Origin of the sequence: Aureimonas altamirensis (assembly GCF_001463885.1) — a bacterium.
Lineage (GTDB): Bacteria > Pseudomonadota > Alphaproteobacteria > Rhizobiales > Rhizobiaceae > Aureimonas > Aureimonas altamirensis.
In genome coordinates, this window is the sequence record NZ_BBWQ01000005.1 from 253,403 (window position 1) to 276,540 (window position 23,138).

Below are 23,138 nucleotides of genomic sequence, written 5' to 3' on the forward strand. Positions count from 1 at the left end.
GCAAGCTGACTTGCCTTCGGAGTGGTCATGAAACGGAAGAGCGGCGTCCTGTTCGCGACAGCGGCCATGGTTGGCGTCGCCGGCCTTGTGGCGGGCTATATGCATTTCGGCAATGCGCGCACCCTGCCCACCGGCCAGGTTACCCTTGCCAAGGTTTCTCCGGAGGCCCCGGCCCCGCTGGCGGGGCAGGCACCGGCCGCCACGCCGCCGGCTCAGAACGTGCCGGCGCAAGCCGCCGCGCCGGCATCGTCCAATGTTCCGTCCTTCGATGTCGTGCGGGTTGAGCCGGATGGCTCCGCCGTATTGGCCGGCCGCGCCGCGCCGGATACGGACGTGCGGATCGTTGAGGCCGGCCGCGTCATCGCAACGGCGCGCACCAATGCGCAAGGCGAGTTCGCCGTAACGCTGGATGTGCCGCTTGCAGTTGGGGAACATCAGATCCACCTGGAGACGGGTGAAGGCGAGGCGGTTCTTGCTTCCGTCGAAAGCGCCATCGTCAGCATACCCATGCCCGGCCGCGACTCCGAGTTGCTGGTGCTTCTGGAGCAGCCGGACGCGCCCTCGCGGGTGATTTCCGCTCCGAGCGCCCAGACGCCGCAGATTGCCTCGGTTGCGCCGGATGCAGGCCAGGCGGGTGCAATGGCGCCCACCGCGCCGGCGGCCGATCCGAATGCACCGGCGATCGGCGCGGTCGAGATCGAGGGAGACCAGATCTACGTTGCGGGTACCGCTTCCAAGGGCGCCAAGGTGCGTCTGTATCTGAACGACGCTTTCGTGGCCGAGGCGCCCATCGGCTCCAAGCGCGAATTTCTGGCCAGCGCCCGGCAGGCCGTGCCGGTGGGTACGCATGTCGTGCGTGCCGACGTCGTGGACAAGGCAGGCAGCGTCGTGGCGCGCGCCGAAGTGCCCTTCGAGCGGCCCGACCGCGAGCATGTCGCAGCCGTTGCCGCTTCGCCGGCGCTGCCGGGCATGTCGGCCGCCGAAAAGGCGGATGCCACGCTTGCCTCGAACGGAGAGCCGGCCGGCGGGCTGCAGGAAGTGGACGGCCGCGTCATTATCCGCAAGGGCGATACGCTCTGGCGAATTTCGCGCGAGAATTATGGCGTGGGCAGCCGCTACACGGTGATCTACCTTGCCAATGGCGACCAGATTAGAAACCCCGACCTGATCTATCCCGGGCAGGTCTTCCGCATGCCGGCCGACGAGGCCGCGCAGGCCACCGGCGGCTGACAGGCCGACGGGCTGGCGAATCTCCACGCGGGGGACCATTTAAGGGGGTGCGCAGACCGTGCCCCCTCGACCATGACCCCGAAAGTGCAGCCTTGAGCGATACACAGCAGCCTGCCGTCTCCGGCGACAGCGGCGCGACCTTCCGAACGCTTCGTAACCTCTGGCCCTATATGTGGCCGGCCGAGCGGCCGGACCTGCGGGCCCGCGTCCTTTGGGCAAGCTTCTACCTTGTCCTGGCGAAGCTTCTGACCGTCGGGGTGCCTTACTTCTACAAATGGGCAACCGACGCGCTGGACGGCGACCGGCAGGGGCTGGATTGGCTGCCGCTGGTGCTGGCCGGGGCGATCACGCTGGTCGTCGCCTATAATGTGGCGCGCGTCGTATCGGTGGGCTTCAACCAGTTGCGCGATGCGCTGTTTGCCCGCGTCGGCCAATATGCCGTGCGGCGCCTGGCCTATCAGACCTTCGTGCATATGCACGCGCTGTCGCTGCGCTTCCATCTGGAGCGGCGCACCGGCGGCCTGTCGCGCATCATCGAAAGGGGCACCAAGGGTATCGAGACGATCGTGCGCTTCACGATCCTCAATTCGGTGCCGACGCTTCTGGAATTCCTGCTGACCGCGATCATCTTCGGCGTCACCTACGGCGCTTACTACGTGCTTGTGGTTGCGCTGACCGTTGTCGCCTATTCCTGGTTTACGGTGAAGGCGAGCGACTGGCGCATCGGCATTCGCCGCGAGATGAACGACAGCGACACGGAGGCCAACACCAAGGCCATCGACTCGCTCCTCAATTTCGAGACGGTCAAGTATTTCGGCAACGAGCTGATGGAGGCCGACCGCTTCGACCGCTCCATGGCGCGTTACGAAAGTGCCGCCACCAAGACATGGACCTCGCTGGGCTGGCTCAATTTCGGGCAGGGGGTCATCTTCGCGCTCGGCATGGGGGCGGCCATGGTGATGTCGGCGCGGGAGGTGCAGGCCGGCACGCAGACGCTGGGCGATTTCGTCTTCATCAACGCGCTGCTGATGCAGCTATCCATTCCGCTCAACTTCATCGGCTTCGTCTACCGCGAAATCCGCCAGGGCCTGACGGATATGGAAGAGATGTTCAATCTGCTCTCGGTGCGCCGGGAGGTGCAGGACGATGCTGATGCGCCGCCGCTGGCGGTGGCCACCGGGGCCATCCGCTTCGAGGATGTGCGCTTTTCCTACGACCAGGGGCGCGAGATCCTCAAGGGCATCAGCTTCGAGGTGCCGCCGGGGCGCTCGGTTGCGATCGTCGGCCCATCCGGGGCGGGCAAGTCCACAATCTCGCGGCTTCTGTTCCGGTTCTACGACGTGTCGGCGGGGCGCATCACCATCGATGGGCAGGACATCGCCCATGTTCGTCAGGACAGCCTGCGGGCCGCCATCGGCATCGTCCCGCAGGATACGGTGCTGTTCAACGACACGATCGCCTACAACATTCGCTACGGGCGTGTGGATGCCACCGATGCGGAGGTGCGCCGGGCGGCCGAGCTGGCGCAGATCCACCACTTCATCCAAAGCCTCCCCGAGGGTTACGACACGATGGTCGGCGAGCGCGGGTTGAAGCTTTCGGGCGGCGAAAAGCAGCGTGTGGCCATTGCCAGAACCATATTGAAGGCACCGCCGATCCTGGTGCTGGACGAGGCCACCTCGGCGCTGGATACCCATACGGAGCAGGATATCCAGAGCGCACTCAGCCTCGTCTCTCAAGAGCGGACCACGCTGACCATCGCCCACCGCCTGTCCACCATCGTCGACGCGGATGAGATCATCGTGCTGCGGTCCGGGCAGATCGTGGAGCGCGGCACCCACCGCGCATTGCTGGCCCAGGGTGGCCTCTATGCCGAAATGTGGACGATGCAGCGCGAGGCCAGCGAGGCCGAGGAAACGCTGCGCCGCGCGCGCGAAGCGGACGCCCTCGGCGTCGTCGAAAGGCGTGCACCGGCCGACCCGCTTGAACGTACGCGCCAAGAACTCTAAACCCTGCCCACGCTGCCGCATGCAAGGAAACGCAATCCATGGACTTCCTGACGTCGATCCGCAACGCGCTGGTGCCCGTGCACAAGGCCGGCTACCCCTTCATCGCAGGCTTCTTCATTGTGGGGTTGCTGCTTGGCCTTCTGTGGGAACCGCTGTTCTGGCTGTTCCTGATCCTGACGGTCTGGTGCGCCTATTTCTTCCGCGATCCCGAGCGGGTCACGCCGCAGGCCGATCACATCGTCGTCAGCCCGGCCGATGGCCGCGTATCGCTGGTCGGCCATGTCGTGCCGCCGGCCGAGCTGCAGCTCGGCGATGAGCCGATGTTGCGCATCTCGATCTTCATGAATGTCTTCGACTGCCACATCAACCGCGCGCCGGTGCGCGGCGGCATCCTGCGGATCGCCTATCGCGAAGGCCAGTTCAAGAATGCCGAGCTGGACAAGGCCAGCGAGGTCAACGAGCGTTCGTCCATGGTGCTGGCCGGCCCCTTCGGTGACGTGGGCGTGGTGCAGATCGCCGGTGCGATCGCGCGGCGTATCGTCGGTTTCGTCCGGGCAGGCGGATCGTTGGAAGCCGGCGAGCGTTACGGCCTGATACGCTTCGGCTCGCGGCTCGACGTATACCTGCCCGATGGCACCGTGCCGCGCGTGGCAGAGGGGCAGCGCGCTGTCGCGGGCGAAACGGTGATCGCCGAGCATGGCGAAAGGCTGGCCACCTGGCCATCGCGGAGGGACTGACGCAAGTGACGCAAGAGGGCCACGACAAGCAGGACGAAACGCTCGGCGGCACGCGCTACTATTCCCGCATCCCCATCCGTCACATCGTTCCCAACGTCATAACCATCCTGTCCATATGCGCCGGCATGACCGGCATTCGCTATGCGTTCGAAGGGCGGTTCGAGCTGGCCGTGGTGCTGGTTCTCGGCGCGGCCTTCCTGGATGGGATCGATGGCCGGATCGCCCGCTTCGTCAACGGCCAGAGCCGCTTCGGCGCGGAGATGGATTCGCTGGCCGATGTCGTCAACTTCGGCGTCGCGCCCGCACTGCTGCTCTACGCCTACACGCTGCACGATGCCGGTGCCGTGGGCTGGATCGCGGCGCTGCTCTATGCCAGCGGATCGGCGCTCCGCCTGGCCCGCTTCAACACCATGCTGGACGAGCCGAACAAGCCTGCATGGAAGAGCGCCTTCTTCACCGGCGTCCCGGCTCCGGCGGGCGCTGCCCTGGCGCTGTTTCCCGTCTATCTCGGCTTCAGCGGCGACGGTACGGGCTTTCCGCAGGTGACGGCGGCGTTCTCGTCGGTCTACCTCGTCGTGGTGGGGCTGCTGATGGCAAGCCGCATACCGACCTATTCGGGCAAGACGATCGGCATGCCCGTGCGGCGAGAGCATGTTGTGCCGGCCGTTCTGGTGGTGGTTCTGTATATCGGCCTGCTGCTCAGCTTCTTCTGGGAAACGTTGACGCTGTCCGTGGTCGCCTATTTCGTGCTGATGCCCTTCGGCGTGCGGTCCTACCGCAAGGCGGAGGCGCAGCATATAGACAGGCAAAGGGTCTGATGCGCCTAGGCGGCATCATCGATCCATCTGCGCAATGCATCGTTTACCCGGGCCTGCCAGCCGGGCCCGGAAGAGCGAAGCTTGGCAACCAGGTCGTCATCCAAACGAATGGAAACGGGCGTCTTGGTCCTGGACGGGCCGCGCTTCCTTGGAATGCTATTGTGCAGCTCCGGAAATGCTTCCGAGAACATCCGCGCCTGCGAAATCTGCTCGTCGTTCGCCTCTGGGCTTTCGACAGACTCCCAATCCTCGCGGGTGTAGCCGTATTCCGCTGCATGCTTGGCATCAAAGGTTTTGCCGCTCATAAGAGCTTCCTTTCCTTCATGGACGCTGCGCGCATGGAGACAATGGATATTGCCTCGGTGCCCAGCGTGACGAAGACAACCGTCGTGGCGCCGTTCAACCTGCCAATCGCCATGTAGCGGCCATCCTTGGCAGGGAGAACTACGGCCTCCAGGAAGAACTCGGCATCGAGGTCGGCAAAGTCCATCGCGTGTTTCGCAATGTTCGCCTGCCTCTTCGGTTCATCCCCTACGATACGGATACCTGTATATACAGGTTGCATGGTTGTTCCGCAATACCCGTATATACAAGTTAGGGCCGAGGCGTGGCTCGATGTAGTTTGATAAGACTATTGTTTTCAAGTTGCCGCCTTACGCGGTAAGGGCCGGAATTTTTCGCAGATTGGATAGGGCTCGCCATGGCGGACCTTGAGCAGCGCGAGGATCGCGCCCCAGGCTACGTCAACCAGAGGCAATCATGAAGCGCCTTGGCCATCTGCAGATTGCAGCCCAGGCGGCGCGTCAGAAGATAGCGTGATTGGAAAGCGCCAGCCCAAAATGCCAGAGGCTCCGGACCGGGCGCAAACAACTCTTGCGACTGGCGCTTGGAGCAGTACGCGGCAGACATTCAGCTCTCGCCAGGTCAGCGTGATCGATTCTACCGATCCCAGAGTGCCATGCACGACAACGAAGAGTCCTTTAACTAACGGGACGGGGATTGCATCGTAATCCGAGGAAAGCGAAGAGGCGTTCGACGCCTTCATGTGATGGGCGACAATGCTGCCGGGTCTAGGCTGATACAGCCTCTGGTGGCGGAGCTTGCTATGCGTTCATACGGACTAGAGAGGCGGATATCCGGGGAGGATTCGGCGAGCCTCCTCATGCGTAATGACTCTTTGAAAGGCAGCGAGGCGAGGATCTGAAATAGCTTCAGGTCCGCAAAATATGACCGTCATCCAATCCTCATGCGGATTGAGGGTCTTCCGGCTGGAGTGCGTGGCTGCAAAGCAAGCCGCCCGCAGTGGATACGCCTCGGGTTGCCCGTACCCGAACCTCTCTCTTGAGTGCTTGAACTCCACATGTGCAGCAAGCGTCCGCCCTGCAGCGTTGCGGAGAAAAAAGATAGCATCGCTTTCAAGGCCCTTGCTGCCTACGACGCGACACGTGCAGGCACTATCCTTGCCACACCAATAATTGGCCCAGAAGGGTTGCAGGGTTGGTTTGGACTTCCAGCGGGTGGATCGTTGCTCATCCACAAGCGCGTTTGAACCGGCGTACGTCGCCTCATGTTGGGTGCCGGATAGAAGCCATGTGCGGACTGCTGCCGAGGTAAAGACGCCCGCAGCGATTGCATCGAGATATGGCTGCGCCTTTCCGGAATATGCGGGCATCACCTTTCTCCAATTGGTCACCGCTGAAATATGACGGCAGTACGGCATTCTGCTATACTGCCACCGCGAAGCTTAGGCAGTAGTCAAAACCAATAAAAGCGAGAATATCGAACTTTCGGAGGCCCAACACAGCGCCACCATCTGTTTGGCTGGCATCTTCAAAGCGTCCCATCCCATCGTGCCTCGCAGAAGCGCAATTTCAGCCTATCACCCGAGGAAGCGATCGATGTCATTAAGCATGCATCGGATATCAAAATCCAGAGAAACGCGGCGTGAAAAAGCAGCCTGCCATGGATGAATCGACAAGAAAGCTATTAGGGTATAGCGCAAGTACGCTATCCCAATACCGGCGCTGAAAGTTTGTTTGTCCCGTTGAAGATATCTTATTCTGAGCGGGGCAAGCCATTCTGCATTCTGCTATCCCAATACGAATAAGGGAGAATTGCATCCTCGATGGCATAGAAGGTTACGTCAGGGTGGTCAGCAAATTTGGCGTTGGCTCCGACAACGTGGACCTGCCTGACGAAGGCTAAGGTTCGCATCGTCCAGGTATCGTCAATTATGCCACGTTTCAGCAGTGCCGCTCGCAAAGGCCTGTACCAACGACCTTCTCTTTCGACGATACGAGAATTTAGCGTACCAAGCCCACCGCTGACTGTGATTTCAACCACAACCACCTCATTCGGAGTCGTGTTGAAGTCGAGAGCTATGATGTCCGGTGCAGAACCCCCATCGCCAGTCTCCTTCTCGTAGGGGAGATCGAACTGGCGGGAGGTAAATACCATCCCTCCAACTGTCAGGAATCCGTTTATCAGCTCTTCAACTGTTGTTTCCAACGCGTGCACTCGCTTCTAGTCGATTAGACTGCTTATATTATCGGTATCAATGAACATTCGATATGTTGCTCGCATAATGAGAGCCAAGCTACATTGCTAGCAGCTAAGGTTTTGTGCAAGGGGCTCTTTGCCGTCACACGTAGTGACTGTCTGATCGCACCTCATAAGCGCAAAGTGCAATGCCAAAGACTTCGACTAGTCGGCTCACCGTTTCCTCTCTCTGAAGGCGCCGGTCTGCGTAGATGATGAAGGTTTTGCTTGCACTGTGAAACACCACGCGGCCACGTGGATGGTCCTCGTATTCGCTAAAGGCAACCGTTTCAGGAACATCCTTTATGCGCCGTTCCTTGGCGGATAGATCCTGCCAATCGGACCACACGCTGTAGTGTCCCCTGCTAGTTAGGAACTCGCCATACACTTCGGCCTGATCGCGCGTGACCCTTTCCCATATTAGTTTGCCGTCAACAGACCAGAAAACACCGACATATCCTCCTGCTGCAACATCGTCGTCAGGTGCACTCATCCCTAGCCTCTCGCGTTCAGCGCCGCTCTGAACATGCTTTCCACCTCGGAATAGGAGGAGCTGGCGGTCAAATGCTCTCCCTCAAACGAAAATGCGCAATGAAGAGCTTTTAGGACTTCCCATCGAACTACATTTTCGTGCCGTTGTAGGCTCCGTTCACCGCAGTTATTCCGTATTGTAAATAAATGCCCCGGCCTTCATCGTTGAATTGCACTGAGCCCGAGGTTCGGCACCCAGGGGCTTTGCTCATGTTGCCGATCACACCGCGAAAATAATCTTGCGGGCATTCATCGACTGTCCGCTCCACCTGCAGGTGCTGCGGGCGCGTGCCGGGTTAGACCTTCGATTTACGACGCAGGCCCATCCGACACTCCTTTGCCGGGCTGGGCCCACGGGCGCTCAGTCGGGCATGTGGTAATTGAGAAAGCGGTTCTGCCGAACGTCGAACAGAAGCCCCGTTTGCGTCAAGTCGGGAAAGGCCAGGTGCAGCATGGTCGCCGCCACGTCTGCCGGTCGCGGCAGCGTATCGGGATCTTCGCCCGGCATGGCAAGGGCGCGCATGGCCGTACGGGTGCCACCGGGGTTCACCGAATTGACGCGCAGCGGCAGGCTGCGTGTCTCGTTCGCCCAGGAGCGGATCATCGCCTCTCCAGCGGCCTTGGTGGCGGCGTAGAGGCCCCAATAAGCCTTGGTGGAATGCGCTGCGCCGGACGACAGGAAGATGGCGCGCCCGGCATCGGACTGGCGCAGAAGCGGGTCTGTCGTGCGGATCATCCGCCATGTCGCATCCACGTTGACGCGCATGGTCTTGTCGAAGGTCTTGGCTTCGATGTGGCCGAGGGGCGCCAGTACGCCCAACGCGCCGGCATTGAGCACCAGCACGTCCAGCTTGCCCCACCGGTCGTAGATGGCGCCGCCGAGCCGGTCGATGCCTTCCATGTCGGTCAGGTCAAGCGGAACCAGCGTGGCAGACCCGCCGGCAGACTTGATCTCATCGTCCAGCTCTTCCAGGCCGCCGACCGTGCGCGCCACCGCGATGACATGCGCACCTTCCGCCGCGAGCTGCTTTGCCAGAAAATAGCCGATGCCGCGCGACGCGCCCGTTACCAGGGCAATACGCCCGTCTAGCCTGCCTGCCATTCCGGATTCCCGAAGCTGTGAAAGATCGTTGCGCGCAGCGTCAGCCGTTGCCGGCCATCACCGCAAGATGATGGACGTTGCTGGCCGGCGCCTCGCGGTCGCGCAGCCGGGTGGGATAGTCGCCGGTGAAATAATGGTCGGTGAACTGCGGGGACGCATCGTTGCGCGCCTCACCGCCGACCGCATGGTAAAGGCCATCCAGCGACAGGAAGGCGAGGGAGTCCGCCCCGATGAAGCGGCACATCGCTTCCAGCGATTCATGCTGGTTCGCAAGCAGCTTCTCGGCGTCCGGCGTGTCGATGCCATAGAAATCCGGGTAGAAGATCATCGGGCTGGCAACCCGGATATGCACCTCGGTTGCACCGGCATCGCGGATCATCTGCACGATCTTGACCGAGGTGGTGCCGCGCACGATGGAATCGTCCACCAGCACCACGCGCTTGCCCTCGATCATCGCCCGGTTGGCGGAATGCTTCAGCTTCACGCCGAAGGCGCGGATCTGCTGGGTCGGCTCGATGAAGGTGCGGCCCACATAGTGGTTGCGGATGATGCCCAGCTCGAAGGGAATGCCGCTTTCCTGTGCGAAGCCGATGGCCGCCGGCGTGCCGCCATCGGGCACCGGCACGACCACATCCGCCGCTACGGGGGCTTCCCGCGCCAGGTTCACGCCCATGGCCTTGCGCGCGGTATACACGTTGCGCCCGCCGACGACCGAGTCCGGCCGGGCGAAATAGACATATTCGAACAGGCAGAGGCGTTCCGGCGTCGGGTTTTCCGCCTTGCGGGACTCCACCGAGATGGAACCATCGGGCTGGATCTCGCAGATGACGACTTCGCCGTTCTCCACATCGCGGATGTAGCGCGCGCCGATGATATCGAGCGCACAGGTTTCCGAGCAGAAGATCGGCTTTCCGTCGAGCTCGCCCATGACCAGCGGCCGGATGCCGATGGGATCGCGCGCGGCGATCAGCTTGGTGCGCGTCAGCGCCAGCATCGAGTATCCGCCCTCTACATGGCGGATGGCATCGATGAAGCGGTCGGACGAGGAAACCTGCCGCGAACGGGCGATAAGATGCAGAACCACTTCCGTATCGGAGGTGGACTGGCAGATCGCGCCGTCGGCGATCAACTGGCGACGCAGCGTCAGCCCGTTGGTGAAATTGCCGTTATGGGCAATGGCGATGCCGCCGACTTCCAGCTCGGCAAAGAGCGGCTGCACGTTGCGCAAGGCCGTTTCGCCGGTGGTGGAATAGCGCACATGGCCGATGGCCATGTGGCCGGGCAGGCGCGCCAGCACGGCGGGGTCGGTATAATGGTCGCCCACCAGGCCCATGCGCTTTTCGGTATGAAACTGTCGACCGTCGAAGCAGACGAGGCCGGCAGCCTCCTGCCCGCGATGCTGCAGGGCATGCAGGCCCAGCGCCGTCAGCGTTGCGGCATCGGGATGGCCGAGTATGCCGAAGACGCCGCACTCCTCATGGAGAGTGTCGCCGTCGATGTCGTCGAAAGGTGTTTCGCCCATGTCAAACTCGTTCCCGAACGGAAGGCCCGATACCGCGCTTCTGCCGCGTGGCTGGCCTCCATATGGGGGCGATCACGCGAAACGCGAAACAAAAATGAAACCGGCGCGAAATTCATCGCGCCAGTCGGGTCGCTCACCCCTCCAATTGAGTCGGCTTCGGCCTCGATCTGCCCCCGCGAAGCCGCTTGACCAGCCTTGTGCCTGATGCCGGCCCGAAAATCAATTGGCCGGTGGCTGCTGGCCCCGGATCGCGTCGTCGATCGAACCGGGCTCGGCCTGCTCTGACGGAACTTCCGCGCCGCCAATATCGGTCTCGGGCGCCGGCGGCGGTCCGAGACGCTGGTTCACATATTCGACCAGGCCGTCCATGCTGCCGACCAACTGGTTGCCGAGATCGTCCAGGAAGGGCTTGGATTGCGCATCGGCGATCTGCGGATGCTGCTGGTCGGGGTTCAGCCAGTTCAAGAACACCACCGCAACCACCATCAGGAGGACGCCGCGCGCGGCACCGAACAGGAACCCGAGGATCCGGTCCACGGCTCCGACCCGGCTGTCGATGATGAAATCCGCGATATGCATGGTGATCAGCGAGACGACGATCAGCGTGATCAGGAAGATCGCCAGCGCCGTTACGCCCATCGCAACGGTGGGCTGCGAAATATACTGCTCTGTGAAGGGCGTAAGCTGCGGAAAGAAGAACCATGCGGCGGCGGCGGCCACCACCCAGCTTACGATGGACAGCACCTCGCGTGAGAAACCGCGCACCATTGCGAGGATCGCCGAAAGGAGGGTTATGACGACGAGCGCGACGTCGAGCAGGGTGATGTTCATACCGATCCTTGGCTAGAGCATTTCCGTTGAGTACGGGGTCACCGATAACGCTCTATTCTTCTGTTTGCCGCATTGTCCGACGCCGAGGCGATTCCGCTTCGGCTGGAAATGCTTTCGGCGATCTCGTTGCAACGCGTGTCTTACACTCGCGGATGCGGCGAAAATCAAGCATTCCTTTTATCCTGTCCGCTGGCAATGCGGGCGACAAGGTCGGCCAGTGCCGAGACTTCGCCGACGCGGAAGCCGCGCGGCCATTGCAGATCCTGTCCCGATTGCGGCAGCACGGCGCCGCGGAACCCCAGCTTTTCCGCTTCCTTGACCCGCTGTCCCGCATGGGCAACGGGCCGGACCGCGCCGGAAAGGCTGACTTCACCGAAATACACGCAATCGGCCGGCAAGGCGCTGCCCGACAAAGAGGAAACCAGCGCTGCCGCGACCGCCAGATCGGCCGCCGGCTCGTTGATGCGATAGCCGCCGGCGACGTTCAAATACACGTCATGCTGGCCAAGGCGCACCCCGCAATGGGCCTCCAGCACGGCCAGCACCATGGCAAGGCGCGGCTGATCCCAGCCCAGTACGGAGCGCCTGGGCGTGCCGAGCGGCGAGGGCGCCACCAGCGCCTGGATCTCCACCAGCACCGGGCGCGTTCCCTCGATGGCGGCAAACACAGCCGCGCCGGGCGCCTTGTCGTTCCGTTCGCCGAGGAACAGCTCGGAGGGGTTGGACACTTCGCGCAGGCCGCCATCGCCCATCTCGAAGACGCCGATTTCGTCGGTCGGGCCAAAGCGGTTCTTCACCGTCCGCAGGATGCGGTAGTGATGGCCGCCTTCACCCTCGAAATAGAGGACGCCGTCCACCATGTGCTCCACCACGCGCGGCCCGGCGATCTGGCCTTCCTTGGTGACGTGTCCGACCAGGATGACCGCAGTTCCGGTGGACTTGGCGTAACGGATCAGCGCCTGGGCCGCCGCGCGCACCTGCGTGACGGTGCCGGGGGCGGAATCGGCCGTGTCGGTCCAGATGGTCTGGATGGAGTCGATGATGACGAGATCGGGCCGGCCGCCTTCCGACAGCGTGGCGAGGATATCCTCGATGTTGGTTTCGGCCATAAGCTGCACCGAGGTATCGGACGCATGCAGGCGCTGCGCCCGCAGCCTTACCTGTGCCACGGCCTCTTCGCCCGAAACGTAGATCACCCCATGGCCCCGGCGCGCCAGCGCCGCAGCGGCCTGCATCAAGAGGGTCGACTTGCCGATGCCGGGATCGCCCCCCACCAGAAGCGCCGAGCCGCGCACGATGCCGCCGCCGGTGACCCGGTCCAGTTCGGCGATGCCGGATATGATGCGCGGCGCTTCCTCCGTTTGGCCGGACAGCGGAAACAGCGCCGAGACGCGGCCTTTCCGCCGCCCTGCCTTGGCAGGGCCGCCGCCGATGCCGCCGGCCTGGTTTTCCTCGACGATTGTGTTCCACTCGCCGCAGGCGTCGCACTTGCCCTGCCAGCGATTATAGACCGCACCGCAGTTCTGGCAGATGAAGCTGATCTTCGCTTTCACCATCCGCTCAGATCCAGACCCGGCGCACGCGCGCGCCGATCCCCGTGAGAAGCTCGTAGGCGATGGTGCCGGCCTGGGCCGCCACCGCGTCGACCGGAATGTTGGGGCCGAAAAACTCCACTTCGCTGCCTGGCCGCACCGCGCCTTCCGGCAGGCCGGAAATATCCACCATGCTCATATCCATGGAAATGCGGCCGACGATCGGCGCGCTATGCCCTTCGACGTGCACCGCCGGCGCCGTGCGCTGCCCCTCGACGCTGTCGCCGAATGCCGAACGCGGATAGCCGTCGGCGTAGCCAAGGCCCACGGTGGCGATGCGGGCAGTGCGCTTGAGCTTGACCGCCTCGCCATAGCCCACATGCTCGCCGCGCTTGACGTCCGCCACCTGCAGGACATGCCCGACAAGGCGCGCGACGGGCCGCAGCGCGCCGGCCGCATGCAGTGCCGTCTGGCCGCCATAGAGGCAGATGCCGGGGCGGGTCAGGTCGAAGTGGAATTGCGGGCCGCGCAGGATGGCGGCAGAGTTTGCCAGCGAGCGCGCCACGAAGGGAAAGCGATTCGCCAGTTTGCGGAAGCGGTCGAGCTGCTCGTCGGCCAGCCGGGAGCCGGGCTCGTCGGCGGCGGCAAGGTGGCTCATGACAAGCGCCAGATCCAGCTTGCCCTGTTTGGCAAGCTCGGCGGCCTTGCGGCTTTGCATGTCGGTCAGGCCAAGGCGGTGCATTCCGGTTTCGAGCTGCAGGCCGGCGACGCCGGGCAATCCGCCGTCTTCCGGCTCGCCGCCCATGGTCCACAACTCGATGTCCTCGGGCGTTGACAGGACAGGCAGCAGCCGCTCGTCGCGGCACAGGCGCGCCGCATGCCTGTCCAGACCCTGCAAAACGAAGATGCGGCAGTTCTTGCCGGGCATGGCCTCGCGGATTTCGGCGCCTTCTTCGGCCCAGGCCACGAAAAAGTCCCGGCACCCGGCACCGAACAGCGCCTTGGATGCGATGACGCCGCCGAGGCCGTAGCCGTCGGCTTTCACCGCAGCGCCGGTGCGCGCATCGGGCGCCAGCATGGCGAGGGTGCGCCAGTTGGATTTCAAAGCCCAGGAGTCGATCTCGACGAAGGGCGCACGCGGCATATCGGTATGGGACATAATGTTTCGGTCTTCCGGCGCTACTCGAAGCGTTCGGGCATATGCGACTCCTCGGCAAGATCCGAAAAGCGGGTGAATTCGGCCTGGAAGGCCAGCGGTACGGTGCCGGTGGGGCCGTGTCGCTGCTTGGCGATGATGACTTCCGCCTTGCCGCGCGCATCGTTCATCGCCTGCTGCCACTTCAGGTGCTCTTCGGTGCCGGGCTTGGGCTCCTTGTTCTGCAGGTAATATTCGTCGCGATAGACGAACATCACCACGTCGGCGTCCTGCTCGATCGAGCCGGATTCACGCAGGTCGGATAGCTGGGGCCGCTTGTCTTCGCGGGATTCGACCTGGCGCGAGAGCTGCGAGAGCGCGATGATCGGCACCGAAAGCTCCTTGGCCAGCGCCTTCAGCCCGGTGGTGATCTCGGTGATTTCCTGCACGCGGTTTTCCGACGCCCGCTTGGACGAGCCCTGCATCAGCTGGACATAGTCGATCACCATCACGTCCAGGCCGCGCTGCCGCTTCAGCCGCCGGGCGCGCGCCGCGAGCTGGGCTATGGAGATGCCGCCGGTCTGGTCGATATAGAGGGGCGCCCGTTGCATCATCTCGGTACAGGCGACCAGCTTGGCATATTCGGCATCGGTGATGTTGCCGCGCCGGATCTTGGACGAGGAAACCTCGCTCTGCTCGGAGATGATACGGGTGGCCAGCTGCTCGGCCGACATTTCCAGCGAGAAGAAGGCGACGACGCCGCCATTCTTGGCCTTGAAGGAACCGTCCGCCTGCTCTGCGGGCTCGTAGGCATTGGCGATGTTGAACGCGATGTTGGTAACAAGCGACGTCTTGCCCATCGCCGGACGGCCAGCCAGGATGACGAGGTCGGAGGGCTGCAGGCCGCCCAGCCGCCGGTCCATCTCGCGGATGCCGGTCGATATGCCCGAAAGGCCGCCATCCCTGTCCTTGGCGGCGCCGGCCATTTCGATGGCCAGCGCCATCGCGTCGGAAAAGGGCTGGAAGCCGCCATCGTACCGGCCCGTCTCGGCCAGCTCGAACAGCTTGCGCTCCGATTCCTCGATCTGCTTCTTCGGCTCCATGTCGAGGGGCGCGTCGAATGCATCGTTGACCATCTCTTCGCCGATGCGGATCAGCGAGCGGCGCAAGGCGAGATCGTAGATGCCACGGCCGTAATCGGCCGCGTTGATGATGGTGGTCGCTTCCGCCGCCAGCCGGGCGAGATACTGCGCGACGGTGATGTCGCCCACCTTGTCGTTGGCTGCCAGGAAGGTCTTGATCGTCACCGGATTGGCGATCTTGCCCATCCGGATCATCTCGGACGCCTTGCCGAAGATCTCGCGGTGCAGGGGCTCGAAGAAATGGTCCGGTTTCAGGAAATCGTGGACGATGTAATAGGCGTCGTTGTTGACCAGGATCGCGCCCAGCAGGGCCTGCTCGGCCTCCAGGTTCGAGGGCGCCTCCCTGTAGGGAAGTCCATCCTGCTCAAGCTTGCGCGCCGCATCGGCCATGCGCGGACCCCTTCGATACCATCATGATGGGACAGACACTAAAGCCATTCGCCAGCGATGACGATTGCCGTAGCGAGAGGCATGCGCCTTCTTCACCGCACAGATACAGCTTCTTTCCACAGATGTGGAAAAAATGGCGGCGACGATGCCGCGTTGCAGGCTGAACCGCCTGTGGCGTTGGGGTTTTTGCCCTGTCGCGAACGTGGAAAAGGCCGGACAGAAGCCCGGCCTTTCCTGTGGATAGCGTGTGCAGTCCCGAATCGGACGTGCGATGACGCCTCAGGCGCGCTCGTCGGCCTCGGCCTCGGCTTCGCCGTCCTCGCCGGCTTCTTCCTCGCCCTCTTCAAGGATCTCGTCCTCGTCGTCGGCGCCGTAGATGGCGTCGGCGGAGGTGAGCGTCTCACCGCGTGCCTGACGATCTGCCTCTTCCTGCGAGCGGGCGATGTTCAGCTCGACGGTGGCCTCGACCTCTGCGTGAAGGGCGATGGCAACCGTGTGCAGACCGATCAGCTTGATCGGCAGGTTCAGCTCTACCGAGTTGCGGTTGATCGAGAAGCCTTCGTTGCGGATCAGCTCCGCGATGTCGCGGGCCGAAACCGAACCGTAAAGCTGGCCCGTCTCGCCGGCCGAGCGGACGATGACGAAACGCTTGCCGTCGAGCTGCTTGGCGATAGCCTGCGCTTCCGACTTGCGCTCTTCGTTGCGGGCGATGAGCTGGGCCTTCTGGGCCTCGAAGCGCGCGCGGTTTGCCTCGTTGGAGCGCAGGGCGCGGCCGGTGGGCAGAAGATAGTTGCGGGCATAGCCGTCCTTGACGCGGACGGTTTCGCCGAGCTGGCCAAGGCGCGCGATGCGCTCAAGCAGGATGACTTCCATTGGTATGATCCTTTCGGGTGTCGAATAAGGGTTCAGGGTCTGTCTTCGGCCCCCGCTTTCGCCACATCGACAAGGCCGATGATCAGGAAGGCGAAAAGCGGGATGGAAAGAAGGAATATCGCCGCATAGGCGCTGAACAGGATCAGCCCCCGGCCCGACATGGCGCGGGTGCGGCGGTGCATGGCGGCAAGGCCGACCAAAGTGAAGGCCATACCGAAGGCGCCGCAGACGACGGCTGCCACGGTGCCGATGCTGCCGCCGAAAAAGGAGACGGCCAGCGCCACGGCAAAGATCGGCAGCGCGGCGCGCGGCAGGCCCGCCTGCGACGGGATGTCGTCCTTTGGCCGGTTCAGGCGGCCGCTGGCGCGTGTGATGACGGCGGCCAGATACAGCATGAACGTAAGCAGAGCCACCAGCAGCGCCGGCTGGATGAAGGGTATGATCCGCACCGCAAGGGCCGTCAGCTCTCGTAGCTGGGCCTCGTCCTCGGTGCTGAAGGTGCCGGATGCAGTGAAGGCGTTGGCCAGTTCGGGCCCGAATTCCTGCGCATTGAAGCCGATCATCCAGCCCAGGATCACGCAGCCCAGTATGGCCATCAGGCATATGCCCATCAGGATGCGCGACAGGGGATACCAGTCCAGCGGCGGTACGCCGGTACGCGCGTCTTCGGGGCCGGCGGGCCGGGCAAGACCGGCCAGATGCCCGATCCAGGCGGCGGGGCCGGCCATCGCGACCACCAGTGGTACGCTGACGAGCATCGAACCGCTGGACAGGATCACGGCGAGGGCCGCCACGACCACGGCGATGAAGCCGGCGCGGGAGCCCCAGCCCAGGCTGGCGATGAAAATGGGAAGCGGCGCAAGAAACGTCAGAAATGCCCCGCCCTGAGTCTGTGCGATGAGACCGGCGAACAGAAGCGCGCTGGCAAGGCCGGCGGCGAGGGATACGAGGAGGGCTTGCTTCTGCATGTCGCTGTCCTGCGTTTCGCAGTTAGGGGCAGACGCCCCAACTCGGCTTTGCGTTACGCCGCCCCTGCCGAGGGGGGAGGCGAGGCTGCGGGGCGCGGAAGGCGCCCCGCAACGATAGGCCTACTTGAGGACGTAGGGCAGAAGGCCGAGGAAGCGCGCACGCTTGATGGCGCGGGCCAGCTCGCGCTGGTTCTTCTGCGAAACGGCCGTGATCCGCGAGGGAACGATCTTGCCGCGCTCGGAGATGTAGCGCTGCAGAAGGCGGACGTCCTTGTAGTCGATCTTCGGCGAATCGCTCGCCGCGAACGGATCGGACTTGCGACGACGATGGAACGGGCGACGGGTCGGAAGCTGGGCGATGTCGACCATTATGCGGCCTCCTCAGTGCGCTCGCGGCGGGGGCGGCCACCACGGTCGCCGCCATCACGGCCATCGCGGCCGTCGCGGTCACCGCGGCGGGGACGGTCGTCGCGCTTCTGCATCATGGCGGAGGGGCTGTCTTCGTGCTCCTCGACGCGGATGGTGATGTAGCGCAGGATGTCTTCGTTGAAGCGCATCTGACGCTCCATCTCCACCACGGCGGCTGCCGGGGCGTCGATGTTGACGAGCGTGTAATACGCCTTGCGATTCTTCTTGATGCGGTAGGACAGGGTCTTCAGACCCCAGTTCTCAACCTTGCCGACCTTGCCGCCATTGGCTTCCAGCACGCCGCGATACTGCTCGACGAGGGCGTCGACCTGCTGGCTGCTGATGTCCTGGCGGGCAAGGAATACGTGCTCGTAGAGCGCCATATCGATTGCCTTTCCGTGTTTCTCTTTCGTACGCTGCCCGGCATCAGCGGCTAAGCCTCTGCGACTCCCCCTGAAAGCGGCCACGAAGTGCCGAACATGGAAAGGCGCGTCGAGTGAGACGGTCGAGAGCGGGGACACGGGAAGCGTAGGCACGAAGGCCGAGCGGCATGCGACTGCCGCCCCTTCCGTTCAGCCCCCGGCTGACGAACGGGCATTGACGGGCCGCGACTTACGCTATTTCGATGCATTCCGCAAGGCGTCGCTTGACTTGAAGCGCGCTTGCCCCGATTGGGCGGGGCCAGTCAGACAAGCCGGAGACGATAACCCTCATGAAACTCGCATTGGTATTTCCGGGGCAGGGCAGCCAGTCTGTCGGCATGGGCCGCGAACTCTACGACACTGTAGCCGAGGCGCGCGCCGTCTTCGATGAGGTCGACGAGGCCCTGGGCGAAAATCTGTCCAGGCTGATCTTCGAGGGGCCGGAGGAAACGCTGACCCTGACGGCCAATGCCCAGCCGGCGCTGATGGCGGTTTCGCTGGCCGCGATGCGCGCGCTGGAAGCGCGGGGCTTCGATCTATCGTCCGCATCCTACGTCGCGGGCCATTCCCTCGGCGAATATTCCGCGCTGGCCGCGGCGGGTTCCATCGGCATCGGCGAGACGGCGCGCCTCTTGCGCATCCGCGGCGAGGCCATGCAGGCGGCTGTGCCGGCCGGCCAGGGGGCGATGGCCGCCATCATGGGCCTGGAAGCCGATGTGCTGGACGCGATCTGCCAGGAGGCGTCGGGCACGGGCAGCGTGCAGGTTGCCAACGACAATGGCGGCGGACAGCTTGTCATTTCGGGCGACAAGGCAGCGGTGGACAGGGCCATGGCACTGGCTTCCGAGCGCGGCGCGCGGCGCGCCATCGCGCTGGCCGTTTCCGCGCCGTTCCATAGCGCCCTGATGCAACCGGCTGCCGACCGCATGGCCGAGGCGCTGCTGGGCGTCGAGATCGTGCAGCCACGGGTGCCGCTGATCGCCAACGTGCTGGCGGCGCCTTCGTCCAGCCCCGAACGCATCCGCAGCCAGCTCGTGGAGCAGGTGACAGGGCAGGTGCGCTGGCGCGAAAGCATGACCTTCCTGGCGGAGGACGGCGTCGACACCCTGTTTGAAGTCGGTGCCGGTAAAGTGCTATCGGGCCTTGCGAAGCGAATTGACAAGCGGCTCGCCGCGCAGTCGGTCGGCACTCCGGCCGATATCGATGCGGCGCTGGCGAAGCTGCAGGGAGAGTGACGATGTTCGATCTATCTGGCCGCAAGGCTCTGGTGACGGGCGCCAGCGGCGGTATCGGCGAGGCGATCGCCCGCGTCCTGCATGCGCGCGGCGCAACGGTCGGCCTGCATGGCACACGCCGCGAAAAGCTGGACCAGTTGGCCGGCGATCTCGGCGACCGGGTCCATGTGCTGCCGGCCGATCTCGGCACGCGGGAGGGGCAGACAGCCCTCGGCGAGGTTGCGGACGCGGTGATGGAAGGCGTCGACATCCTCGTCAACAATGCGGGAATCACGCGGGACGGGCTTTTCGTCCGGATGTCCGACGCAGACTGGGACGCCGTTCTGGAAGTCGACCTGACCGCGACCTTTCGACTCACGCGCGCCCTGACGCACCAGATGATGCGTCGCCGCTACGGCCGCATCGTCAACATCACCTCCATCGTCGGCGTAACGGGCAATCCCGGCCAGACGAACTACTGTGCGGCCAAGGCCGGCATGATCGGCTTCTCGAAGTCGCTGGCGCAGGAGATCGCCTCGCGCAACGTGACGGTGAACTGCATCGCGCCCGGCTTCATCGAGAGCGCCATGACCGGCAAGCTCAACGACAAGCAGAAGGACGCGATCATGGGGGCCATTCCCATGAAGCGCATGGGCACGCCCGATGACATCGCGGCCGCCGCGCTTTTCCTGGCTTCCGAGGAAGCAGCTTATATTACGGGTCAGACAATTCATGTGAATGGCGGAATGGCCATGATCTGATATGGGTGCACGGGCCGGTTCGAAGGCCCGGTTGCCCCCAGCTTTTTGGGCCCGGAGACGCCAAAACGCCAGCACTCCGCAGTCAGGCCGCTTGATTAACCGTCCGGCGGCGTCTAACGAAAACGGCGAAACCCATCTCATTAGAGGATTGAATATGAGCGATACCGCTGAACGGGTGAAGAAGATCGTCGTCGAACATCTTGGCGTCGAACAGGAGAAGGTGACGGAAAACGCCAGCTTCATCGACGACCTCGGCGCCGACAGCCTGGACACGGTCGAACTCGTCATGGCTTTCGAGGAAGAGTTCGGCGTCGAAATCCCGGACGATGCCGCCGAGACGATCCTGACGGTCGGCGACGCCGTGAAGTTCATCGAAAAGAATCAGAGCTGATTTCTTTTCAATCCATATCGGCTTCCGGCGGGCTCGATAGCCTGCCGGGCCGGCATTCTGTATCGAAGGGTACGTGATGAGGCGTGTCGTCATAACCGGTCTTGGCATGGTTTCGCCTTTGGCCAACGGTGTTGAGGAAAGCTGGAGCCGTCTTCTGGCCGGCAAAAGCGGCGCAGCCCGCGTCACGAGTTTCGAAGTCGACGATCTGGCCTGCCAGATCGCCTGCCAGATCCCCCTGGGCGACGGCACCGAGGGCACCTTCAACGCCGATCTGGTGATGGAGCCCAAGGAACAGCGCAAGGTTGACCCTTTCATCGTCTATGCCGTCGCGGCGGCGGACGAGGCGCTGAAGGATGCGGACTGGGCTCCGCAGTCCGAGGAAGACCAGGTCCGCACCGGCGTTCTGATCGGTTCGGGCATCGGCGGCCTGGAAGGCATCGTCGAGGCGGGCTACACGCTGCGCGACAAGGGCCCCCGCCGCATTTCACCGTTTTTCATTCCCGGACGCCTGATCAATCTCGCATCCGGCCATGTCTCGATCCGCCATCATCTGCGCGGTCCGAACCACTCTGTCGTCACCGCCTGCTCGACGGGCGCGCATGCCATTGGCGACGCCGCCCGGCTGATTGCCCTGGACGATGCGGATGTCATGGTTGCCGGCGGTACCGAGTCCCCGGTCTGCCGCATCGCACTGGCTGGTTTCGCGGCCTGCAAGGCGCTGTCCACCGACCGGAACGACGAGCCCACCAAGGCCTCGCGCCCCTATGATTCGGACCGCGACGGGTTCGTGATGGGCGAAGGCGCCGGCATCGTGGTGCTCGAAGAGTACGAACATGCCAAGGCGCGTGGCGCCAAGATCTATGCCGAGGTGGTCGGATACGGCCTTTCCGGTGATGCGTATCATATCACGGCTCCCTCCGAGACCGGCGAAGGGGCAGAGCGCTGCATGCGCGCCGCTCTCAAGCGGGCCGGGCTGGAGCCCTCCGCGATCGACTACATCAACTCGCATGGCACCTCCACCATGGCCGATACGATCGAGCTTGCGGCGGTCGAGCGGGTGCTGGGCGATCACGCGCCCAATGTCTCCATGTCGTCGACAAAGTCGTCCATCGGGCATCTGCTGGGTGCGGCAGGCGCGGTTGAGGCCATCTTCGCTACGCTGGCCATTCGCGACAATGTGGCGCCGCCAACATTGAACCTCGATACGCCGGCCGTGGAAACCAGGATCGACCTGGTTCCCCATGTGAAGCGCGAGCGGAAGATCGATGTCGTCCTGTCGAATTCGTTCGGCTTCGGCGGCACGAACGCGACACTCGTCCTGAAGCGCGTTACCGACTGAGAGCGGCCATCCGGAAGCGCCGCAACCATCGGGTGTGGCGCCGTCCCGTCATCCGTCTTTTGCCATATTGGCGATGTAGCACCGACCGCATCTCCGCAATCACCGACCCGAGGGCCTGTATTCCGTGAGCGATGTGACGAAGGGCGGCACGCCGAACGATTCTGTCGACACCAGACGCGGTCGCAAGGGGCGCTCCAAACGCTCGCGCGGGGCCGTCGTCGTCTTTTTGAATTTCTGCCTGAGCGTCGCCGTCATCGCGGTGATCGGCGGCGCTGCGTTGTTCTACTGGGGCAAGTTCCAGTTCGAGCGCGCGGGACCGCTGGCCGAGGAGAAGGTCGTGATGGTGCCGCGCGGCGGCGGGCTTTCCAGCATCTCGGATTCGCTCCAGTCGGCTGGTGTCGTGTCCAACGCGCTCATCTTCCAGGCCGGCGTCCGTTTTTCCGGGGCTGCGTCGCAATTGAAGGCCGGGGAGTACGCATTCGCGCCGGGCACGTCGATGCGCGGCGTGATGGAAAAGCTGGAAACGGGCCGCTCCATCATGCATTCGGTGACCATCCCCGAAGGCTGGACGGTAGCGCAGATCTACGCTCGCCTCGAGGCCGACGATACGCTGGTCGGCAATCTGCCGCCGATGCCGGGCGAGGGTACACTTCTTCCGGAAACCTATACGTTCACGCGTGGGGCAAGCCGCAGCGACATCGTCTCGCAGATGTCGGCGGCGCAGGAGCGCCTCGTCGACGAGATATGGCAGGGACGCCAGGACGGTCTTCCCGTGGAAACGGTCGAGGAGTTCGTAACCCTCGCCTCCATCGTGGAGCGGGAGACGGGCGTCGACGCGGAGCGTCCGCACGTCGCCTCCGTGTTCGTCAACCGCTTGCGTCAGGGCATGCGCCTGCAGTCCGACCCGACCTTCATCTACGGCATCTGGGGTGGCGCGGGCAAACCGTCCGGAGAGCCGCTGCGCCGTTCTCACATCCAGAGCAACACCCCCTACAATACCTACGTGATCAACGGCCTGCCGCCTGGCCCGATCGCCAATCCCGGCCGCGCCGCCCTGGAGGCCGTTGCCCACCCGCTGGATTCCGACGATCTGTATTTCGTTGCGGATGGAACCGGCGGCCATGCCTTCGCCCGGACATTGGCGGACCACAACCGCAACGTCGCGCGCTACCGCGAGTTCATGCGCCAGCAGGGCGCTGCGGCTGAAAACGCCGCCGCCGACGCCGATCTGGTCGAGTAGGAAAG

The 23,138-nt window shown here is 63.6% G+C and carries 22 protein-coding genes and 1 pseudogene; 9 read left to right on the forward strand and 14 right to left on the reverse strand.

Annotated elements, in window-relative coordinates; translation table 11 throughout:
* The first annotated feature begins 27 nt into the window (after positions 1 to 27).
* The 4 genes and pseudogenes from AUL31_RS03995 to pssA all read left to right on the forward strand — a co-directional run bounded on the left by AUL31_RS03995 (position 28) and on the right by pssA (position 4,794).
* The gene (locus AUL31_RS03995) at positions 28 to 1,230 is read left to right on the forward strand and encodes a LysM peptidoglycan-binding domain-containing protein (protein WP_060601623.1); all 1,203 of its coding nucleotides are present in this window, start codon (positions 28 to 30) and stop codon (positions 1,228 to 1,230) included.
* Between the two features lie 170 nt (positions 1,231 to 1,400).
* Positions 1,401 to 3,239 carry an ABCB family ABC transporter ATP-binding protein/permease gene (locus AUL31_RS04000; RefSeq protein WP_082646780.1) on the forward strand — a complete coding sequence of 613 codons (1,839 nt, stop codon included), beginning with the start codon at positions 1,401 to 1,403 and terminating at the stop codon, positions 3,237 to 3,239.
* 35 nt (positions 3,240 to 3,274) lie between these two features.
* Positions 3,275 to 3,976 (forward strand): annotated as a pseudogene (locus tag AUL31_RS04005) (phosphatidylserine decarboxylase); the annotation flags it as partial.
* Between the two features lie 5 nt (positions 3,977 to 3,981).
* Positions 3,982 to 4,794: a CDP-diacylglycerol--serine O-phosphatidyltransferase gene (gene pssA / locus AUL31_RS04010; protein ID WP_060601634.1), complete on the forward strand. Its 813-nt coding sequence runs from the start codon at positions 3,982 to 3,984 to the stop codon at positions 4,792 to 4,794.
* 5 nt (positions 4,795 to 4,799) lie between these two features.
* Here pssA and AUL31_RS04015 read toward each other — a convergent pair whose 3' ends face one another.
* The 14 genes from AUL31_RS04015 to rpsF all read right to left on the reverse strand — a co-directional run bounded on the left by AUL31_RS04015 (position 4,800) and on the right by rpsF (position 18,149).
* Complete coding sequence (locus AUL31_RS04015) at positions 4,800 to 5,099, reverse strand: BrnA antitoxin family protein (protein ID WP_060601637.1); 300 nt, start codon at positions 5,097 to 5,099, stop codon at positions 4,800 to 4,802.
* A complete protein-coding gene (locus AUL31_RS04020; RefSeq protein ID WP_060601862.1) occupies positions 5,096 to 5,338 on the reverse strand; it encodes a BrnT family toxin in 243 nt (80 codons plus the stop codon). Before AUL31_RS04020 ends, AUL31_RS04015 begins: the two co-directional genes overlap by 4 nt.
* A gap of 1,511 nt (positions 5,339 to 6,849) precedes the next feature.
* Complete coding sequence (locus AUL31_RS04025) at positions 6,850 to 7,302, reverse strand: hypothetical protein (RefSeq protein ID WP_143190126.1); 453 nt, start codon at positions 7,300 to 7,302, stop codon at positions 6,850 to 6,852.
* Between the two features lie 133 nt (positions 7,303 to 7,435).
* On the reverse strand, positions 7,436 to 7,825 hold the full coding sequence (locus AUL31_RS20220) for a hypothetical protein (RefSeq protein ID WP_073469008.1): 390 nt from the start codon (positions 7,823 to 7,825) through the stop codon (positions 7,436 to 7,438).
* A gap of 399 nt (positions 7,826 to 8,224) precedes the next feature.
* Entirely contained in the window at positions 8,225 to 8,965 is a 741-nt protein-coding gene (locus AUL31_RS04030) for an SDR family NAD(P)-dependent oxidoreductase (protein ID WP_060601644.1), read from the reverse strand.
* Positions 8,966 to 9,005: 40 nt separating this feature from the next.
* Positions 9,006 to 10,487 carry an amidophosphoribosyltransferase gene (purF, locus tag AUL31_RS04035; protein WP_060601647.1) on the reverse strand — a complete coding sequence of 494 codons (1,482 nt, stop codon included), beginning with the start codon at positions 10,485 to 10,487 and terminating at the stop codon, positions 9,006 to 9,008.
* Positions 10,488 to 10,706: 219 nt separating this feature from the next.
* Positions 10,707 to 11,318 (reverse strand): CvpA family protein, encoded by a 612-nt coding sequence (locus tag AUL31_RS04040; protein WP_060601651.1) that lies wholly within the window; start codon positions 11,316 to 11,318, stop codon positions 10,707 to 10,709.
* A 164-nt stretch (positions 11,319 to 11,482) separates the two neighbouring features.
* A complete protein-coding gene (gene radA / locus AUL31_RS04045) occupies positions 11,483 to 12,874 on the reverse strand; it encodes a DNA repair protein RadA (RefSeq protein ID WP_060601654.1) in 1,392 nt (463 codons plus the stop codon).
* 4 nt (positions 12,875 to 12,878) lie between these two features.
* Positions 12,879 to 14,009 carry an alanine racemase gene (gene alr / locus AUL31_RS04050; protein ID WP_060601657.1) on the reverse strand — a complete coding sequence of 377 codons (1,131 nt, stop codon included), beginning with the start codon at positions 14,007 to 14,009 and terminating at the stop codon, positions 12,879 to 12,881.
* A gap of 20 nt (positions 14,010 to 14,029) precedes the next feature.
* The gene (locus tag AUL31_RS04055) at positions 14,030 to 15,517 is read right to left on the reverse strand and encodes a replicative DNA helicase (RefSeq protein WP_060601660.1); all 1,488 of its coding nucleotides are present in this window, start codon (positions 15,515 to 15,517) and stop codon (positions 14,030 to 14,032) included.
* A 279-nt stretch (positions 15,518 to 15,796) separates the two neighbouring features.
* Positions 15,797 to 16,390, reverse strand: coding sequence for a 50S ribosomal protein L9 (gene rplI, locus AUL31_RS04060; protein ID WP_060601662.1), 594 nt, complete (start codon positions 16,388 to 16,390; stop codon positions 15,797 to 15,799).
* Positions 16,391 to 16,422: 32 nt separating this feature from the next.
* Positions 16,423 to 17,358 carry a DUF2232 domain-containing protein gene (locus tag AUL31_RS04065; protein ID WP_060601666.1) on the reverse strand — a complete coding sequence of 312 codons (936 nt, stop codon included), beginning with the start codon at positions 17,356 to 17,358 and terminating at the stop codon, positions 16,423 to 16,425.
* A gap of 120 nt (positions 17,359 to 17,478) precedes the next feature.
* A complete protein-coding gene (gene rpsR, locus AUL31_RS04070; protein ID WP_039193423.1) occupies positions 17,479 to 17,727 on the reverse strand; it encodes a 30S ribosomal protein S18 in 249 nt (82 codons plus the stop codon).
* The gene (rpsF, locus tag AUL31_RS04075; protein ID WP_060601670.1) at positions 17,727 to 18,149 is read right to left on the reverse strand and encodes a 30S ribosomal protein S6; all 423 of its coding nucleotides are present in this window, start codon (positions 18,147 to 18,149) and stop codon (positions 17,727 to 17,729) included. The genes rpsR and rpsF overlap by 1 nt, the downstream gene beginning before the upstream one ends.
* A gap of 329 nt (positions 18,150 to 18,478) precedes the next feature.
* Here rpsF and fabD point away from each other — a divergent pair, with 329 nt between their 5' ends.
* The 5 genes from fabD to mltG all read left to right on the forward strand — a co-directional run bounded on the left by fabD (position 18,479) and on the right by mltG (position 23,133).
* On the forward strand, positions 18,479 to 19,423 hold the full coding sequence (gene fabD / locus AUL31_RS04080; protein ID WP_060601672.1) for an ACP S-malonyltransferase: 945 nt from the start codon (positions 18,479 to 18,481) through the stop codon (positions 19,421 to 19,423).
* A gap of 2 nt (positions 19,424 to 19,425) precedes the next feature.
* Complete coding sequence (fabG, locus tag AUL31_RS04085; RefSeq protein ID WP_060601675.1) at positions 19,426 to 20,163, forward strand: 3-oxoacyl-[acyl-carrier-protein] reductase; 738 nt, start codon at positions 19,426 to 19,428, stop codon at positions 20,161 to 20,163.
* A gap of 154 nt (positions 20,164 to 20,317) precedes the next feature.
* Complete coding sequence (locus tag AUL31_RS04090; protein WP_060601679.1) at positions 20,318 to 20,554, forward strand: acyl carrier protein; 237 nt, start codon at positions 20,318 to 20,320, stop codon at positions 20,552 to 20,554.
* Between the two features lie 76 nt (positions 20,555 to 20,630).
* A complete protein-coding gene (fabF, locus tag AUL31_RS04095; protein WP_060601680.1) occupies positions 20,631 to 21,893 on the forward strand; it encodes a beta-ketoacyl-ACP synthase II in 1,263 nt (420 codons plus the stop codon).
* Positions 21,894 to 22,017: 124 nt separating this feature from the next.
* Complete coding sequence (gene mltG, locus AUL31_RS04100; RefSeq protein ID WP_244489307.1) at positions 22,018 to 23,133, forward strand: endolytic transglycosylase MltG; 1,116 nt, start codon at positions 22,018 to 22,020, stop codon at positions 23,131 to 23,133.
* The last annotated feature ends 5 nt before the right edge of the window (positions 23,134 to 23,138 follow it).

Coding starts and splice junctions, on each gene's coding strand:
- AUL31_RS04055 (WP_060601660.1), bottom strand. CDS start 15,517: ATGGCCGATGCGGCGCGCAAGCTTGAGCAGGATGGACTTCCCTACAGG.
- radA (WP_060601654.1), bottom strand. CDS start 12,874: ATGGTGAAAGCGAAGATCAGCTTCATCTGCCAGAACTGCGGTGCGGTC.
- AUL31_RS04030 (WP_060601644.1), bottom strand. CDS start 8,965: ATGGCAGGCAGGCTAGACGGGCGTATTGCCCTGGTAACGGGCGCGTCG.
- AUL31_RS03995 (WP_060601623.1), top strand. CDS start 28: ATGAAACGGAAGAGCGGCGTCCTGTTCGCGACAGCGGCCATGGTTGGC.
- AUL31_RS04015 (WP_060601637.1), bottom strand. CDS start 5,099: ATGAGCGGCAAAACCTTTGATGCCAAGCATGCAGCGGAATACGGCTAC.
- AUL31_RS20220 (WP_073469008.1), bottom strand. CDS start 7,825: ATGAGTGCACCTGACGACGATGTTGCAGCAGGAGGATATGTCGGTGTT.
- rpsR (WP_039193423.1), bottom strand. CDS start 17,727: ATGGTCGACATCGCCCAGCTTCCGACCCGTCGCCCGTTCCATCGTCGT.
- rpsF (WP_060601670.1), bottom strand. CDS start 18,149: ATGGCGCTCTACGAGCACGTATTCCTTGCCCGCCAGGACATCAGCAGC.
- fabD (WP_060601672.1), top strand. CDS start 18,479: ATGAAACTCGCATTGGTATTTCCGGGGCAGGGCAGCCAGTCTGTCGGC.
- fabG (WP_060601675.1), top strand. CDS start 19,426: ATGTTCGATCTATCTGGCCGCAAGGCTCTGGTGACGGGCGCCAGCGGC.
- AUL31_RS04065 (WP_060601666.1), bottom strand. CDS start 17,358: ATGCAGAAGCAAGCCCTCCTCGTATCCCTCGCCGCCGGCCTTGCCAGC.
- alr (WP_060601657.1), bottom strand. CDS start 14,009: ATGTCCCATACCGATATGCCGCGTGCGCCCTTCGTCGAGATCGACTCC.
- rplI (WP_060601662.1), bottom strand. CDS start 16,390: ATGGAAGTCATCCTGCTTGAGCGCATCGCGCGCCTTGGCCAGCTCGGC.
- AUL31_RS04090 (WP_060601679.1), top strand. CDS start 20,318: ATGAGCGATACCGCTGAACGGGTGAAGAAGATCGTCGTCGAACATCTT.
- AUL31_RS04000 (WP_082646780.1), top strand. CDS start 1,401: ATGTGGCCGGCCGAGCGGCCGGACCTGCGGGCCCGCGTCCTTTGGGCA.
- fabF (WP_060601680.1), top strand. CDS start 20,631: ATGAGGCGTGTCGTCATAACCGGTCTTGGCATGGTTTCGCCTTTGGCC.
- AUL31_RS04040 (WP_060601651.1), bottom strand. CDS start 11,318: ATGAACATCACCCTGCTCGACGTCGCGCTCGTCGTCATAACCCTCCTT.
- purF (WP_060601647.1), bottom strand. CDS start 10,487: ATGGGCGAAACACCTTTCGACGACATCGACGGCGACACTCTCCATGAG.